We start from the raw sequence: 15,956 nt of genomic DNA on the forward strand, positions 1-15,956 counted from the left end.
CTGGGTCGTCCCGTCAACGGTCGAGACGGTCCTCGTCGAGGAGGACGCGATGACGCTCACCCACGACCTGCGCGTCGAGACGCTCGTCGAACCCGTCGGCATCGACACGCAGCGGCCGGAGCTCGCGTGGCGTCTCGACGCCCTGGCCGACGGTGCGCAGGGTGCGGCCATGGCCGCGTGGCAGGTCGAGGCCCGCGAGGGCGGGCCCGACGGCCGCAGTGTCTGGGAGAGCGACCGCGTGCCGGGGAGCCGGCCGTGGGGGGTGCGCTGGGACGGGGAGGACCTGCGCTCGAGCACGACGTACGCGTGGCGGGTCAGGACGTGGACGGCCGGCGAGGACGAGGCCGGACCCTGGAGCGAGTGGGCCCTGTTCGAGACCGGCGTCCTGCGCGGGGAGGCGTGGTCAGCGGCGTGGGTCGCCGGCCCGCCGGCGGCGACCGGGGTCGCGTACCTGCGCGGTGATCTCGACCTGTCCGGGCTCGCCCCCGTGGTCCGGGCCCGGGCGCACGTGTCGGCGCTCGGGTGGTGCCGCCTCTTCGTCAACGGGGTCGACCACACCGGCCCGGCGCTCGTGCCGCGGTGGACGCCCTTCGACACCGAGGTGGAGTTCCAGACCTACGACGTCACGCACGCCCTGACCTCCGGCGCCAACGCGCTGACCCTCGTCGTGGGTGACGGCCGCTTCCGAGGACGAAACGGGATCAAGAACGAGCGCGCCCTCTACGGGGACCGTCTGGCCGGGCTGGTCGAGGTGCACCTCGATCTCGCGGACGGCAGCACGCGCAGGGTGGGCAGCGACGGCTCGTGGGTCACCGGGACGGGCTCGATCCTGGAGTCCGACCCCAAGTGGGGGGAGCGGACCGACCTGCGCATCGACGACTCCGCGTGGTTCGACCCGCAGCGCAGGCCCGCCGGCGCCCTCCCGGCAGAGGTGCTGCCCTCCCGGCGTCGGCTCGTCGGCGAGCGGACCGGGCGGGTGCAGCAGGTCCGGACGCTGTCCGCGGTCTCGGTCGTGCGCACGCCGTCCGGTAAGCAGCTGGTCGACCTCGGCCAGAACTTCGCGGGCGTCGTGCGGCTGCGACTCGACGGGCCGGCCGGCACCCGGGTTCGCCTGACGCACAGTGAGATCGTCGGCAGCGACGGCGAGCTCGACACCGACTACATCCACCTCCTCCCGTTCGGCCGGTGGTACCAGCGAGACGAGGTGGTGCTCGGCGGCGAAGAGGTCTGGTGGCAGCCCTGGTTCACCGTCCACGGCTTCCGCTACGTCGAGGTCGACGGCCTGCCGACCTCCTTGTCGCCCGCGGACGTCGAGGGTGTCGTCCTGTCGAGCGAGCTGCCGGACGTCGGCGAGTTCGACTGCTCCGACCCGCGGTTGGTCCGCCTGCGCGAGAACATCGCGTGGTCGCTGCGGAGCAACTTCATGGACACCTCCACCGACTGCCCGACCCGCGAGCGCTCCGGGTGGACCGGGGACATCCAGCTCTTCGCCCCAACCGCGCTGTCGATGGTCGAGGCCCATGGCTACCTGCGTCGGTACCTGCGCAGCCTCGCCCTCGAGCAACGGCCCGACGGCTCGATCCCACCTGTCATCCCCTCCGAGACGTCCGAGTTCACCTCGAGGCGCAGCCTCTTCACGAGGTACTTCGAGCACACCTCCACCTCCGTCGGGTGGGGCGACGCGGCGGTCTACGTGCCGCAGGCGCTGCACACCTACCGAGGTGACGTCGAGGTGCTGCGCGAGATGTACCCGGTCGTGGTGCGGTGGGTCGACCGGCTAGAGCGCCGCACCCGGCCCGAGGGCCCCGTCCAGCACCTCGCGGCTCGGGTCCGGGGGCGCGGCCGTCGGCTGCCCGAGGGTGTGGTGTCCGTGGGCTACGACTGGGGTGAGTGGCTGCGGCCGGGGGAGGGCATGCTCGCCATCAGCGCGGGGAACCTCACTCTCGGACACCCCGAGGTGGCGACGGCCTACCTGGCGCACACGGCGGCCCGCACGGCCGAGGTGGCCGACGTCCTCGGCCGGGCAGAGGACGCGGCACGCTTCCGGCGGCTGGCGGAGCGCACACGGCATGCCTACCGCGCCGCGTTCGTCCGCCCCGACGGGCGCGTCGGGGCCGACGAGCAGGACGACTACGTGCGGGCGATCGCGTTCGGTCTGCTCGAGCCGTCCGAGATCCGGCCGGCGCTCGAGCTGTTGCTGAGCAGGTTGCGCCACAACGGCTTCCATGTCGGGACCGGGTTCTTGTCCACCCCCATGCTGCTGAAGGTGCTCGCCGACCACGGGCACGAGGACGTCGTCTGGAAGCTGCTGCTGCAGACCAGCAGTCCGTCGTGGCTGCACCAGGTCGAGGCCGGCGCGACGACGACGTGGGAGTCGTGGGAGGGGTACGACGAGCACGGCAAGGCCCGGGACAGCCACAACCACTACGCCTTCGGGTCGATCGGCGCCTTCCTCGTCGAGCGGGTGGCCGGGCTCGCCCCGGGTGCTCCCGGCTACGACGTCGTCGAGGTCGCCCCCCTCGTCGACGGTCCGGTCTCGCACGCGTCCGCCTCCGTCCTGACGCCGCACGGCCGCGCCGCCGTCGCGTGGCGTCGAGAGCAGGCCGAGGACGGCGTGCACGTCCATCTCGAGGTCGCGGTCCCGACCGGGGCGGTGGCGAGGGTGCGGGTCGCGCACCACGCCGCCCGCGAGGTCGGCCCGGGGCGACACGAGCTCGACTTCTCCTGTGCACCGTCCTCCGTCGAAGGGAATGTCCGATGAGCCTGCTGCCCACCGCCCTCGGAGCGGCTGTCGCCGCCACCGCAGCCACCGCGCTGGCCCGTCGGCGACGCACCGTGGCCGCCGTCGACGCCGAGCTGCGCCTGCCCGTCATGTGGCTGCCGCTCGTCGTGGCCTCGCGGCTGGAGCTCGGGGTCGGCCGCCGGTTCTTCCTCCCCGCGACCCGGCCCGTGGACGGCGTGACCGTCACGCCTCACGCGGTCCCCGGCGGCCGCGACGTGCTCGTCTACGACGTCCCGGGACGGACGGACCGCACCGGGGTCCTGCTGTGGATCCACGGTGGGGGTCTCGTCATGGGCACGCCGGAGGTCGACCACCTCACGTGCAGCCGGATGGCCCGCGAGCTCGGGATCGTCGTCGTCAGCGTGCGCTACCGGCTGGCTCCCGAACACCCCTTCCCTGCAGGACTCGACGACTGCGCAGCCGCACTGCGGTGGCTCGTCGCGTCCTGCGACGAGCTGGGCGTGGACGACCGGCGCATCGCGGTGGGCGGGGGCAGCGCCGGCGGCGGGCTCGCGGCCTCGCTGGCCCAGCGCGCCACCGACGAAGGGATCCGGCTGGCCTTCCAGTCGCTCGTCTTCCCGATGCTCGACGACCGCACGGTCCTGCGGCGTGACCACCGTGGCCGGGGGCGCCTGGTGTGGACCCCCCGGTCCAACCGCTGGGCGTGGGCGGCCTACCTCGGACGCCGGCCCGCCCTCGGCGCCTCCCGGCAGTACGCGGCAGCAGCCCGCCGGGAGGACCTCACCGGCCTGCCCCCGGCGTGGATCGGCGTGGGCGACCTCGACCTCTTCCACGACGAGGACCTCGAGTACGCCCGACGGCTGCGGGAGGCCGGCGTCGCGGTGCAGCTGCACGTGCAGCCCGGCATGCCTCACGGCATCGACGTCGCGGGGGACGGGCCCGCGACGCGGGCGTTCGTCGGCTCGTGGTTCGAGGCCCTGCGCGCTGCCCTGGCTCCGGTCGGCTGAGCTGATCGGTCGGCGCGGGGCATGAGCTGCGACGCGGCGTCAGGAGTCCCGCCACGACAGGAGCTCCAGGGCCGCTCCCACGTGGACGGAGTTCTGCGCCAGCGAGATCGGGAGCAGCTCGTCCACCCGCTGCAGCCGACGCAGCACCGTGTTGCGGTGCGTGTACAGGCGCTCTGCCGTGCGCGTCACGTTGCAGAGCTCCCGGACGTACGTGAGGGCGACGCTCCGCAGCTCCGGGTCGGCGTCCCGCAACGCGCCGAGAGTGCCCTCGAGGAAGGCGTCGGCGGCCTGCCGGTCGCGCTCGAGCAGCCCGACCAGGGCGATGTCGCGGTGGAAGGCGAGGCGTCGCCGGCTCGTCGCCAGGCTCATCGTGCGCTGCACCTCGACGGCGTCGAGATGGCTCGACCGAAAGCCGTCCCGGTCAGCGGCCGGCCGACCGACCGCCACCCGGACCGGGTCCGGAACCGCCGGCCGCGGGCCGTCCTCCAGCGCGTGGGGGAGCCACACCCACAGCGTCGACGCGTTGGCGATGACGGTCAGTCGGCGTCCTCCCCCCGCGGCGTCGAGGAGGGCCTCGGCCGCTGCTTCCAGGAGGCCGGGGGAGACGTCCGGCGGACCCCACACCACGGCGGCCGTGTGCGGACCCGTCAGTCGGTACCCCAACCGGGCCTCGACCGCCCGGGGGTCGAGCGGAGCGCCTTCGAGGAGCAGGGTGACGGCCGCGAGCCGCTCGGCGTGCGTCCCCGTGGTCAGGTCGGCGCGCTCCTGCTGCATCCGGACCCGGACGGCATCCATGGTGTCGTCGACGTACGTCGAGATCGAGAGCGCCGTCACCTGGAGCAGGTCCGAGAGCTCGCTCGGGTCGTCGGTCAGCCCGAAGCAGACCTGCATCCAGTGCCGCCAGGCGGCGGACTGCCCCTTCCGGTTGGCGTCGAGGACGACCTCCTCGAGTCCGCGCCGGACGAGGTCGCGCGAGTGCGACAGCATCTGCGGCGTCAGGCTGGGGCGGACCCGCTCTCCCGGCCGCTCGATGTTGGCGGCCACCCACCCCATGACGATCGCGACGTTGGCACGGCGGGTGGACTCGGCGAGCGCCGGATCGGCGGCGATGACCGCCATGGTCTCGCCGCCGAGGGACGCCGCGTGGAGGTCTTCGATCCACGTGGCCCCCGGCTCGGAGACCGCGAGCGCGCCGCGCCGGATCAGCTCGGCGACCCGGTCGCCGACCGTCGGCCAGGGGTCGGCCGGAGGGGACGTCATGCCGCACAGTATGAACCCGCAGAAGGGCCGATCAGGTGCACATCGACCTCGCGCGGTCCACGAACCGTCGCGCACCCTTGACCGAACCGAACGAGAGGCCCACTCCGATGCCCGATGACGCAGCGTCGACCACCCGCCAGCACACCTCTGCCCCGATCGAGCACGTCGACGTCCTCGTCGTCGGCGCCGGCATCTCGGGGATCGGGGCCGCCCGCTACCTCGCGGTCGAGCACCCGCAGCGGACGGTCGTCGTCCTCGAGGGGCGCGAGCGGCTCGGGGGTACCTGGGACCTCTTCCGCTACCCGGGGATCCGGTCGGACTCCGATCTGCACACCTTCGGCTACGAGTTCAAGCCCTGGCGCAACCGCGAGGCCATCGCCGATGCGCACCAGATCGTCGACTACCTGCGCGAGACGGTGGAGGAGAACGGCCTTGCCGAGAAGATCCGCTACCAGCACCGCGTGATCTCGGCGGACTGGTCCTCCGAGCAGGCGCGCTGGGTGGTCGAGGTCGAGCGTGGCGACACCGGCGAGCGGCTCACCCTGAGCGCCGGCTGGCTCTTCGCGGGCACCGGCTACTACGACTACGAGCAGGGCTACTCCCCGGAGTTCCCCGGGCGTGAGCGGTTCACCGGTCAGGTGGTCCACCCGCAGCACTGGCCGGAAGACCTCGACTACTCGGACAAGAAGGTCGTCGTCATCGGCAGCGGCGCGACGGCGGTGACGATCGCGCCCGCCATGGCCGACCGTGCGGCCGGGGTGACGGTCCTGCAGCGGACGCCGACGTACATCCTGCCCCTGCCGAGGGTCGACACCATCGCCTTGGCCTTCAGCCGTGTCCTGGGCGCCGAGCGCGGCTTCAAGGTCGCCCGGCGCAAGAACATCGCCCAGCAGCGGGCCATCTGGAGGCTGTGCCAGCGCTTCCCGCGCCAGGCGCGGCGGTTCATCCGCTGGACCAACGCGCGCGAGCTGCCCGAGGGCTTCGACGTGGACCGGCACTTCAACCCGCCGTACGACCCGTGGGACCAACGCCTGTGCCTCGTCCCGGACGGCGACCTCTTCGCTGCCATCAGCGACGGGAAGGTCGAGATGGTCACCGACCGCATCGCGACCTTCACCGAGACCGGGATCGCCCTGGAGAGCGGCCAGCACCTCGAGGCCGACATCATCGTGACCGCGACCGGCCTCAACCTCCGTGTCGCGGGCGGTATCGCGCTCGCTGTCGACGGTCGCCCGGTGACGTTCTCCGAGACGGTGGTCCACCGCGGAACGATGATGTCGGGGGTTCCCAACTTCTCGCTGGCCATCGGCTACACCAACTCGTCGTGGACGCTGAAGATCGGCATGCTCTGCGAGTACCTCTGCCAGCTGCTGCGCCACATGGACGACAACGGCTACGACACCGCCTGGGTCGTCGCCGACCCCGACCAGGAGACGCGCCCCCTGCTGGACTTCGGGGCCGGCTACGTCCAGCGCTCGCTCAGCATGCTGCCCAAGCAGGGGGCCGCCGCGCCCTGGCTCATGTCGATGGACTACCACTCGGACCGCCGCCTGCTCGACGGGCCGCTGCTCTCGGAGGGGCTCACCTTCAGCGGGCCGGCGGTCCGCAGCGGTCAGCGCCGGTCCCTGGCGGACGCGTGACCGCGCGTGTCGACGAGCAGCTCGTCGACGTCCCGGGCGGCCTGCGCATCTGCGCTGTCGACGAGGGGCCGGCCGGCGCCCCGGCGGTCCTGCTCGTCGCCGGGCTGGCGCAGCAGCTGCACTCCTGGCCGGCTCCGTTCGTCGAGGGGCTCCTGGCCCGTGGGCTGCGGGTGGTGCGCCTGGACAACCGCGACAGCGGTCGGTCCAGCCGCGTGGCCGCACCGCCCCCGGCGATCTGGCGCCAGCTGCTCGCCCGCCCCCGCCCGGACGCCTACCGCCTGATCGACATGGCCGCGGACGCGGTGGCGGTCCTGGACCACCTCGGCATCGAGCAGGTGCACCTCGTGGGGATGTCGATGGGGGGGATGATCGCCCAGGAGGTCGCCGCCCGCCATCCCGACCGGTGCCTCTCGCTCGTCTCGGTCATCTCCACGACGGGAGCCCCCCGGGTCGGGCAGGCGGCCTGGTCCACGAAGCGACGACTCGTCGCCCCTCCTGCGCGGACCGCCGAGAAGTTCGTGGCCGCCCACCTCGACATGACCGCACACCTCGCGGGGACGGGACACCCGCTCGACGAGGAGGTCGAACGCGCCTATGCCGCGCTGGCCTGGCGGCGCTCGGGCGGCACACCGAAGGCGGCTGCGGCGGCCACCGCCCGCCAGATCCAGGCCATCCAGGCCTCCGGCGACCGGACGGCGGGTCTGGCCCGGGTCCTTGCGCCGACGCTCGTCGTCCACGGCGACCGGGACCTCATCGTGCACCCCTCGGGAGGGCAGGCGACCGCCCGCGCGATCGGCGGCGCCCGCCACGTGACCGTGCCGGGGATGGGGCACCACCTCGCGCCGACGCTCCTCGACCGGCTCGTCGAGCTCGTGGCCGACCACGTGCAGGAAGCCCACCCCCACCACCACCCCGACACGAGGAAACCGTGAAGAGCTTCGACGGCAAGGTCGCGATCGTCACCGGTGGTGGTGGTGACGGCATCGGCAACGCCCTCGTCAACGAGCTGGCGAAAGCCGGTGCCACGGTCGCCTTCTGCGACATCAAGGACCTCGACAAGACCGAGGCCGAGCTGACGGCCCTCGGAGCCACGTTCCTCGCGGAGACGACCGACATGGCCGACCGCTCGGCCATCGACCGGTTCGTGGACCACGTGATCGAGCGCTACGGACGGATCGACCTCGTGGTCAACAACGCCGGCATCCCGCTCGGTGACCGCACCTTCGGGGAGGTGACGCCGCAGGACATGCAGCGGATCACCGACATCAACTACTGGGGCGTCATCCACACGACGATGCGCTGCTACCCCCACCTGCTGACCCGGCCCGAAGCCGCGATCGTCAACATCTCCAGCTCGCAGGGGATCATGGGCCTGCCGTACCTGGTGCCGTACTGCACGACCAAGTTCGCCGTCCGCGGGTTCACCGACAGCCTCCGGGCCGAGCACCGCATCCGCGGCGTCAAGAACGTCAGCGTCCACACCGTCCACCCCGGGGCGGTCGCCACGAACATCACCCTCAACGCCGACTACGTGAACTCCGGCTCCCAGGGCTTCCACGAGCAGCTGCAGAAGGGCACGCCGCCGCAGGAGGCGGCACGGGTCATCCTGACCGGGGTGCTCAAGGGCAGGGGGCGCATCTTCATCAGCGACGGGAGGGCGCAGGACGTCCTGACCCGACTGCTGCCGAACGGGTACGTCCATGCCGCGCGGCTGATGATGCGGCTGCGGAAGATCGACGTCCGCTGAGCGGCTCGGATGACCACCGACCCGATGCCCGTCCCCGACGCGGGGGGCGTGCGCGCCTTCGAGCTCGTCCTGCGCTGGGTCGACGAGCGGATCCTCGGGGGTGAGCTCGAGGTCGGCGACCACCTGCCGGCCGAGCGCGACCTCGCCGCGCAGCTCGGCGTCAGCCGCGCCGCGGTGCGCGAGGCCGTCCGCACGCTGCAGGCGCAGGGGGTCGTGCGCTCCTCGGTCGGGGCGGGCGCGGCCGGCGGCACGACGCTGACCGCCGTGCCGAGCGGGGCCCTGGGCCGGCTGCTGCGGCTGCACGTCGCGCTCGCGGCGTTCCCGCTGCCCGACGTCGTCGAGGTCCGCATCGCGCTGGAGCGCCTGAGCGTGCGGCTGGCCGCCACCCACGCGACGGCAGAGGACCTCGCGGCGATGCGGGCGCTGTTGGACGAGATGGCCGACCCCGGCATCGACCGGGCGCGGTTCAACGACTGCGACACCGCCTTCCACGTCGCGCTCGCGGCGGCCGCGGGCAACGCGCTGGCCCGCGACCTCACCTCGGCGATCCGCGAGTCGATGCGTCTGCCCATCCTCGACCGCTTCCGCCACCTCGCGGTCTGGGACGACGTGGCGCCGGTGCTGCGGCGCGACCACGAGGAGATCTACGCCGCGGTCGCGGCCGGCGACGGCGACACGGCGTCCCGGCTCACCGAAGAGCACATCCGCTGCGCCTGGCGCGGGACGAGCGCGTCGTCGCCCCGCGCCGGCGGCTGAGGAGAGGGCGTCAGCCCCGCGTCGTCAGGGCGATCGCGTCGGGGACGGTGCGCCCGGGGAACCCGATGCGGTCGATGACGGGGTGGACCAGGCCCGGGATCCGGGCGAGAAAGGTGTTGCGCTTGGGGCAGACGACCATCTTGCGGCGGTGCTCGATGCCGCTGACGATGTCCTCGATGACGGAGTCTCGCGACACCATCTTCCACAGGCCCTTCTTGTTGCCGCCCCACAGGCGCAGCCCGGCCGGGTCGGCGAAGACGTTGTCCATCATCGGGGTCTGGAAGAAGGTCGGGTGCACGCTGCCCACGTCCACGCCGAGGTGGCGCACCTCGAGCCGGGTGCTGTCGCACAGGGCCCAGACGCCGGCCTTGCTCGCCGTGTAGCCGCCCTGCAGGGGTGAGTGGACGAAGGCGGCCATGGAGGAGACGGCCATGAGGTAGCCCCGCCGCTCGCTGACGTGGGGGAGGGCGGCCTTGAAGGTCCGCCACACGCCGGTGAGGTTGATGTCGACGATCCGCTCGAACGTCTCGAGACTGAGGGTCGACATGGCGGACATGCACTCGATCCCCGCGTTCGCGACGACGACGTCGATGCCGCCGAAGTGCTCGGCGGCGCCGGCGAGGGCGTCCTCGAGGGTGGCCATGTCACGCACGTCGACGCGCCACCCGCGAGCGACGTCGGGACCGCCGAGCGCGAGCGCCTGGGTGTCGACGGCGTCCTGGTCGAGGTCGAGGACCGCGAGGCGGGCGCCGCGCGCGCGCAGGGCCGAGGCCACCTCGCGGCCGAGACCGCCGGTGCTGCCGGTGATGGCGACGACGCGGCCGTCGAGGGAGTAGCGGGGCATGGGATCTCCTCTGTGAATGGGTGTTCGGGGTCGTGTCGAGGTCGCAGACGCGGGGTGGTCAGCCGGGGGAGGCGGGCTCGTACCGGCGGGGTGCGGTGCCCCACCGGGCCAGGGTCTCGGCCCGTAGCGTGGCCAGGTCTCCCGTCAGGGCGCCGTGGGCCCGCGCCTGCACCATGACGTTGCCGAGCGCGGTGGCCTCCACGGGGCCGGCGAGGACCGGGAGGCCGGAGACGTCGGCCGTGAGCCGGCACAGCAGCTCGTTCTGCGAGCCTCCGCCGACGACGTGCACGACCTCCACCGGGCGCTCGGTCACGGTCTGCGCGTCCGCGACCGTACGGGCGTAGGCGTGGGCGAGGGAGTCGAGGACGCAGCGGGCGACGGCTGCCGGTTCGTCGAGGCTCGCACCGCGTCGGCCGGCCGCGACGCGCAGGCGTGCCGGCATGTCGCCGGGCGGGATGAGGCCGGGGTCGTCGACGTCGACGACCGGGCCTCCGGGCGGCAGGGCGGCAGCCGCGGTGAGGAGGTCCGTCTCGTCGACGGCGAGACCCTCCCGGCGCCACTGGCGCACCGACTCCTGGAGCAGCCACAGGCCACCGACGTTGCGCAGGAAGCGGGTCGTGCCGTCGACGCCGGCCTCGTTGGTGAAACCGCCGGTGCGGGCACCGGCCGTGAGGACCGGGGAGGGCAGCTCGACCCCGACGAGGCTCCAGGTGCCGCTGGAGACGTAGGCGAACCGGTCGCTGGTGGCGGGCACCCCGACGACGGCCGAGGCGGTGTCGTGCGAGGCGACGGTGGTGACGACGCAGCCGGCCGGGAGCCCGGTCCGGGTGCACAGCTCGGGGGTCAGGGGCCCGCGGACGGACCCGGGGTCCGCCAGCGGGGGCAGCGCCTCCTCGGGGAGCTCGATCGTGTCCAGGAGGGCGTGCGACCACGTCCCGGTGACGGCGTCGAGGAGCCCGGTCGTGGAGGCGTTGGTCCGCTCGGTGGACAGGGCCCCGGTGAGCCAGTAGGCGAGGAGGTCGGGCAGCAGCACGACGTGCCGGAGCCGCGGCCACAGGGCGGAGCTCCGTTCCGCCCACAGCTGGTGGACGGTCGTGAAGGGCAGGTGCTGCAGCCCGTTGACGCCGAAGACCTCCTCGCGCGGCCACCGGCGCTCGAAGTCCTGGGCCGCGTGCACGCACCGCGCGTCGCGGTAGGAGACCGGCTCGGCGAGGAGGTCTCCCCGGTCGTCGAGGAGGCCGTAGTCGACGGCCCAGGTGTCGATGCCGACGGACTCGACGCCCGGGTGGCGCCGGGCGAGCACCGCGAGCCCCTCGAGCACCTGCCGGTAGAGCTCCGTGAGGTCCCACCGCAGGTGGCCGTCCCGCTCGGTGGCGCCGTTGGGGAAGCGGTGCACCACCTCGAGCCGGACGTGGCCGGTGTCGACGACACCGGCCACGACGCGGCCGCTCGAGGCACCGATGTCGATGGCGCCGAAGACGCGGGGGTCCACGCCGGCCCTCAGCTCAGGAACGCGGCGGCGACGCCGGCGTCGACGGGCACGTGCAGACCGGTCGTGTGCGACAGGTCGCCGCCGGTCAGGGCGAACACGGCCGCGGCGATGTTCTCCGGGAGGACCTCACGCTTGAGCAGGGTGCGCTGGGCGTAGAAGGCGCCGAGCTCCTCCTCGGGCACGCCATAGACCTTGGCGCGCTCGGCGCCCCAGCCCTTGGCGAAGATGCCCGAGCCCCGGACGACGCCGTCGGGGTTGACGCCGTTGACGCGGATGCCGTGCTCGCCGAGCTCGGCGGCGAGCAGGCGCACCTGGTGGGCCTGGTCGGCCTTGGCCGCGCCGTACGCCACGTTGTTCGGCCCGGCGAAGACGGCGTTCTTGCTCGAGATGTAGACGATGTCGCCGCCGATGCCCTGGTCGACCATGGCGCGGGCGGCCGCGCGGGAGACGAGGAAGGAGCCCTTGGCCATGACGTCGTGCTGGAGGTCCCAGTCGCGCTCGGTGGTCTCGAGCAGCGGCTTGGAGATCGAGAGGCCGGCATTGTTGACGACGAGGTCGACCCCGCCGAACGCGAGCGCGGCCTCGTCGACCGCGTGCTGGACGGCCGTGGCGTCCGAGACGTCGGCCACGACCGCGACGGCGCGGTCGCTCGAGCCGATGCCCTCGGCCACGCCCGCGGCGGCGTCCTGGTCGAGGTCGGAGACGACGACGCAGGCGCCCTCGGCGGCGAGCCGCTCGGCGATCGCCTTGCCGATGCCGGAACCGGCGCCCGTCACGAGGGCGACCCGGCCGGCGAGCGGCTTGGGCTTCGGGAGCCGGGCGAGCTTGGCCTCCTCGAGGCTCCAGTACTCGATGCGGAACTTCTCGCGCTCCTCGATGGGGGAGTAGGTCGAGAGGGCCTCGGCGCCGCGCATGACGCCGATCGCGTTCTTGTAGAACTCTCCTGCGACGCGCGCAGTCTGCTTGTCCTTGCCGAAGCTGAACATGCCGACGCCGGGCACGAGCACGATGGCGGGGTCGGCCCCGCGCATCGCCGGGCTGTCGGGCTCGGCGTGGCGGGCGTAGTAGGCCGCGTAGTCCTCGCGGTAGCGCGCGTGGGCGGCGCGCAGGGCCTCCTGCACCTCCTCCACCGGGGCGTCGGCGGCGACGTCGACGACCATCGGGGAGACCTTGGTGCGCAGGAAGTGGTCCGGGCAGGAGGTCCCGAGGGCGGCGAGCGGCAGCAGCTTCTCGCGGGAGACGAAGTCGAGGACGAGGTCGCTGTCGTCGAAGTGTCCGAGCATGCGGTGGTCGGTGGACGCCAGGCCGCGGATGACGGGGGCGAGGCGGGTGGCCTTGGCGCGGCGCGCCTCGTCCGGGAGGGGCTCGCGCCCGGCCACGACCGGACCGAAGGGCTCGGGGTCGCCGTGCTCCTCGATGTACCGCTCGGCGGTGCGGATGATCTCGAGGCTGTTGGCCTCGCACTCCTGCGAGGTCTCGCCCCAGGCGGTGATGCCGTGACCGCCGAGGATGCAGCCGATGGCCGAGGGGTTGGCGGCGCGGATGGCGGCGATGTCGAGGCCGAGCTGGAAGCCCGGGCGGCGCCACGGCACCCACGCCACGCGGTCGCCGAAGATGCGGTGGGTGAGGACCTCGCCGTCGGCCGCGGTGGCGACGGCGATGCCGGAGTCGGGGTGGAGGTGGTCGATGTGGTCGGCGTCGACGAGGCCGTGCATCGCCGTGTCGATCGACGGGGCGGCGCCCCCGAGGCCGAAGAGGCAGTGCTGGAAGGCTTCGACCATCGAGTCCTCCTGCTCGACACCGGGGTAGACGTCGACGAGCGCGCGGAGGCGGTCCAGCCGCAGGACGGCGAGGCCGCCCTCCTGCAGGGTGCCCAGGTCGCCGCCGGAACCCTTGACCCAGAGCAGCTCGGTGGGTTCGGCCGTGACAGGGTCGACGGCCGTGCCCTTGGCGGAGGTGTTGCCGCCGGCGAAGTTGGTGTTGCGCGGGTCGGCCCCGAGCCGGTTGGAGCGCTCGATGAGCTCGGTGGAGGGCGACGTGGTCGTCCGGGTCATGGTCAGTTCCATCCTGCCTGCGTGCCGCCCACGCGGTCCGCTTCGATCGTCTGCTGGTAGCCGCTGGCCGCGTAGGCCGCCATCGGGTCGGCGGGGAGCCCACGCTCCTCGCGCCACGCACGCAGGGGCGCGCGCACGTCGGTGTAGAACGCGTCCATGAGGACCGCGTTGGCGCCGAGCACGTCACCCGCGGTGCGGGCCCGGTCCAGGGCGTCGGTGTCGAGGAGCAGGGCGCGGGCCGTCATCTCCTGGACGTTGAGGACCGACCGGATCTGTCCGGGGACCTTGTCCTCGATGTTGTGGCACTGGTCGAGCATGAACGCGACGCCGGTGGAGGGGGTGAGCCCGCCACCCCTGATGACCTCGACCATGATGCGGAAGAGCTGGAAGGGGTCGGCGGCTCCGACGATGAGGTCGTCGTCGGCGTAGAAGCGTGAGTTGAAGTCGAAGGAGCCGAGCCGGCCCAGACGCAGCAGCTGCGCGACGATGAACTCGATGTTCGTCCCGGGGGCATGGTGACCGGTGTCGAGGCAGACCATCGCCCGCTCGCCGAGGGCGACGACGTGGGCGTAGGAGGTGCCCCAGTCGGGAACGTCGGTGTGGTAGAACGCCGGCTCGAAGAACTTGTACTCCAGGACCAGGCGCTGCTTCGTGCCCAGGTGGGCGTAGATCTCGGCCAGGCCCTCGGCGAGCCAGTCCTGCCGGGCGCGGATGTCGCCCTGACCGGGGTAGTTGGTGCCGTCGGCGAGCCAGATCTTCAGGTCACGGGATCCGGTCTCGTTCATCGCCCCGAGGCAGTCGATGTTGTGCTGCACCGCCTTCCGACGCACCGCGGGGTCGGCGTTGGTCAGGCTCCCGAGCTTGTAGTCGTCGTCCTGGAACGTGTTGCTGTTGACCGTCCCGAGCGAGACCCCGAGGTCCTGCGCGTAGCGGGAGAGCGCTGCGTAGTCCTCGACCCGGTCCCAGGGGAGGTGCAGGGCCACGGTCGGGGCCAGCCCGGTCATCCGGTGGACCGTCGCCGCGTCCGCGATCTTCTCGTGGACCGTCCGGGGGGTCCCGGCCGAGCCGAAGACCTTGAAGCGGGTGCCCGAGTTGCCGTAGGCCCACGACGGGACCTCGATCGCCAGCCGGGCGAGGTCGTCGGTGATGGAGTCGAACGTCGTCATGAGCCAGGACCGCCCGTGGATTGAAAGGTTTTAACAGGGCGACCATAAGTGTGGCCGTGGCAGGCGTCAAGGGCAACAACGGAAGTCGTCCATGCGACGTAGGCCTCGGCCCCACGACAGGTGGTCTGCTACGGTTGGGATTGAACAGTTCAATCCGATACGGGAGGTGCAGGGTGGCGGCTCGGCCGGCAGGCATCCGGGAGGTCGCAGCCCTGGCCGGGGTCTCCCTCGGCACGGTCTCGAACGTGCTCAACCGACCCGAGCGGGTCAGCGAGGCGACGCAGCTCAAGGTGCGCGCGGCGATGGACGAGCTGGCGTTCGTCCGGAACGAGGGCGCGCGCCAGCTGCGAATGGGCGACAGCCGGACGCTCGCCTACGTCGCGCTCGACGCGGGCAACCCGTTCTTCGCCGACGTGACGCGCGGCCTCGAGGAGGTCGCGGAGGCCGCAGGGCTCGCGGTGTTCCTCTGCAACGCAGGGGAGTCCGCCGACCGCGAGGCCTCGTACCTCCGGCTCCTCGAGCAGCAGCGCGTGACGGGGGTGCTGGTCACCCCCGTCGACTCCGGGAGCGACCTCCTGCGCCAGCTGCCCGCGCGCGGGCTGCCCGTCGTCCTCGTGGACCGGCCGTCGCCCGACGGGCGCCACTGCTCCGTCACCGTCGACGACGTCGGTGGTGGGCGCCTCGCCCTCGACCACCTCCTCGAGCTGGGCCACGAGCGGATCGCCTTCGTGGGCGGACCGATGCAGGTGCCGCAGGTCGCCGACCGCTGGCACGGGGCGCTCGCGGCCGTGGAGGACGCGGGGCGGGATCCCTCCACGCTTGTGCACCTCGCGACCGAAGGGTTGTCCGTCGGGCAGGGCCGCGCCGCTGCCGAGCGTCTCTTCGGGATGCCGGCGAAGCTTCGGCCGTCCGCCGTCTTCTGCGCCAACGACCTCGTGGCCCTCGGCGTCCTGCAGCGCTGCACCGAGCTCGGACTCGACGTGCCCGGCGACCTCGCCATCGTCGGCTACGACGACATCCAGTTCGCGGCGGGCGCCGCGGTCCCGCTCACGTCCGTGCGCCAGCCCGCGAAGGACCTGGGGCGCACCGCGGCCCGCCTCCTGCTCAGTGAGGCCCACGACGAGGATCACACGCACGAACAGGTGCGCTACGACCCCGTGCTGGTGGTGCGCGGCTCCACCCGCTGAACCGCGGCCGAGCACGACGACGCCCCCGCCGGATGGACCGGCGGGGGCGTCGTGGCGTGC

General features: G+C 72.8%; 12 protein-coding genes. 7 read left to right on the plus strand and 5 right to left on the minus strand.

What is annotated here, in order from left to right; all coding sequences use genetic code 11:
* The first annotated feature begins 49 nt into the window (after positions 1–49).
* Both HL663_RS11455 and HL663_RS11460 read left to right on the plus strand, forming a co-directional pair.
* Positions 50–2,761, plus strand: coding sequence for an alpha-L-rhamnosidase (locus HL663_RS11455; protein WP_173028504.1), 2,712 nt, complete (start codon positions 50–52; stop codon positions 2,759–2,761).
* On the plus strand, positions 2,758–3,750 hold the full coding sequence (locus HL663_RS11460) for an alpha/beta hydrolase (RefSeq protein ID WP_173028505.1): 993 nt from the start codon (positions 2,758–2,760) through the stop codon (positions 3,748–3,750). The genes HL663_RS11455 and HL663_RS11460 overlap by 4 nt, the downstream gene beginning before the upstream one ends.
* Before the next feature lie 39 nt (positions 3,751–3,789).
* Here HL663_RS11460 and HL663_RS11465 read toward each other — a convergent pair whose 3' ends face one another.
* Positions 3,790–5,010, minus strand: a complete 1,221-nt coding sequence (locus HL663_RS11465) for a PucR family transcriptional regulator (RefSeq protein ID WP_173028506.1) — start codon at positions 5,008–5,010, stop codon at positions 3,790–3,792.
* Positions 5,011–5,117: 107 nt separating this feature from the next.
* Here HL663_RS11465 and HL663_RS11470 point away from each other — a divergent pair, with 107 nt between their 5' ends.
* Genes HL663_RS11470 through HL663_RS11485 form a run of 4 tightly spaced genes read left to right on the plus strand, consistent with a single transcriptional unit; the run spans position 5,118 to position 9,153 of the window.
* Positions 5,118–6,650 carry a flavin-containing monooxygenase gene (locus tag HL663_RS11470; RefSeq protein WP_173028507.1) on the plus strand — a complete coding sequence of 511 codons (1,533 nt, stop codon included), beginning with the start codon at positions 5,118–5,120 and terminating at the stop codon, positions 6,648–6,650.
* Positions 6,647–7,582 carry an alpha/beta fold hydrolase gene (locus tag HL663_RS11475; protein WP_173028508.1) on the plus strand — a complete coding sequence of 312 codons (936 nt, stop codon included), beginning with the start codon at positions 6,647–6,649 and terminating at the stop codon, positions 7,580–7,582. The genes HL663_RS11470 and HL663_RS11475 overlap by 4 nt, the downstream gene beginning before the upstream one ends.
* Positions 7,579–8,397, plus strand: a complete 819-nt coding sequence (locus HL663_RS11480) for an SDR family NAD(P)-dependent oxidoreductase (protein WP_173028509.1) — start codon at positions 7,579–7,581, stop codon at positions 8,395–8,397. The genes HL663_RS11475 and HL663_RS11480 overlap by 4 nt, the downstream gene beginning before the upstream one ends.
* Before the next feature lie 9 nt (positions 8,398–8,406).
* Positions 8,407–9,153, plus strand: coding sequence for a FadR/GntR family transcriptional regulator (locus HL663_RS11485; RefSeq protein WP_173028510.1), 747 nt, complete (start codon positions 8,407–8,409; stop codon positions 9,151–9,153).
* 10 nt (positions 9,154–9,163) lie between these two features.
* Here the strand turns inward: HL663_RS11485 and HL663_RS11490 are convergent, their stop codons facing one another.
* The 4 genes from HL663_RS11490 to rhaI are packed head-to-tail and all read right to left on the minus strand — an operon-like array spanning position 9,164 to position 14,709.
* On the minus strand, positions 9,164–9,997 hold the full coding sequence (locus HL663_RS11490) for an SDR family NAD(P)-dependent oxidoreductase (RefSeq protein WP_173028511.1): 834 nt from the start codon (positions 9,995–9,997) through the stop codon (positions 9,164–9,166).
* Between the two features lie 58 nt (positions 9,998–10,055).
* On the minus strand, positions 10,056–11,489 hold the full coding sequence (locus HL663_RS11495; protein WP_173028512.1) for a rhamnulokinase: 1,434 nt from the start codon (positions 11,487–11,489) through the stop codon (positions 10,056–10,058).
* An 8-nt stretch (positions 11,490–11,497) separates the two neighbouring features.
* Positions 11,498–13,543: a bifunctional aldolase/short-chain dehydrogenase gene (locus tag HL663_RS11500; RefSeq protein ID WP_173028513.1), complete on the minus strand. Its 2,046-nt coding sequence runs from the start codon at positions 13,541–13,543 to the stop codon at positions 11,498–11,500.
* A gap of 2 nt (positions 13,544–13,545) precedes the next feature.
* Entirely contained in the window at positions 13,546–14,709 is a 1,164-nt protein-coding gene (gene rhaI / locus HL663_RS11505) for an L-rhamnose isomerase (RefSeq protein ID WP_173028514.1), read from the minus strand.
* Between the two features lie 245 nt (positions 14,710–14,954).
* On the opposite strand from rhaI, the gene HL663_RS11510 reads away from it, so the two are divergent.
* On the plus strand, positions 14,955–15,896 hold the full coding sequence (locus tag HL663_RS11510) for a LacI family DNA-binding transcriptional regulator (protein WP_286175565.1): 942 nt from the start codon (positions 14,955–14,957) through the stop codon (positions 15,894–15,896).
* Positions 15,897–15,956 lie beyond the last annotated feature (60 nt).

Origin of the sequence: Arthrobacter sp. NEB 688, assembly GCF_013201035.1 — a bacterium.
GTDB lineage: Bacteria > Actinomycetota > Actinomycetes > Actinomycetales > Dermatophilaceae > Phycicoccus.

Coding starts and splice junctions, on each gene's coding strand:
- HL663_RS11455 (WP_173028504.1), top strand. CDS start 50: ATGACGCTCACCCACGACCTGCGCGTCGAGACGCTCGTCGAACCCGTC.
- HL663_RS11460 (WP_173028505.1), top strand. CDS start 2,758: ATGAGCCTGCTGCCCACCGCCCTCGGAGCGGCTGTCGCCGCCACCGCA.
- HL663_RS11465 (WP_173028506.1), bottom strand. CDS start 5,010: ATGACGTCCCCTCCGGCCGACCCCTGGCCGACGGTCGGCGACCGGGTC.
- HL663_RS11470 (WP_173028507.1), top strand. CDS start 5,118: ATGCCCGATGACGCAGCGTCGACCACCCGCCAGCACACCTCTGCCCCG.
- HL663_RS11485 (WP_173028510.1), top strand. CDS start 8,407: ATGACCACCGACCCGATGCCCGTCCCCGACGCGGGGGGCGTGCGCGCC.
- HL663_RS11490 (WP_173028511.1), bottom strand. CDS start 9,997: ATGCCCCGCTACTCCCTCGACGGCCGCGTCGTCGCCATCACCGGCAGC.
- HL663_RS11500 (WP_173028513.1), bottom strand. CDS start 13,543: ATGACCCGGACGACCACGTCGCCCTCCACCGAGCTCATCGAGCGCTCC.
- rhaI (WP_173028514.1), bottom strand. CDS start 14,709: ATGACGACGTTCGACTCCATCACCGACGACCTCGCCCGGCTGGCGATC.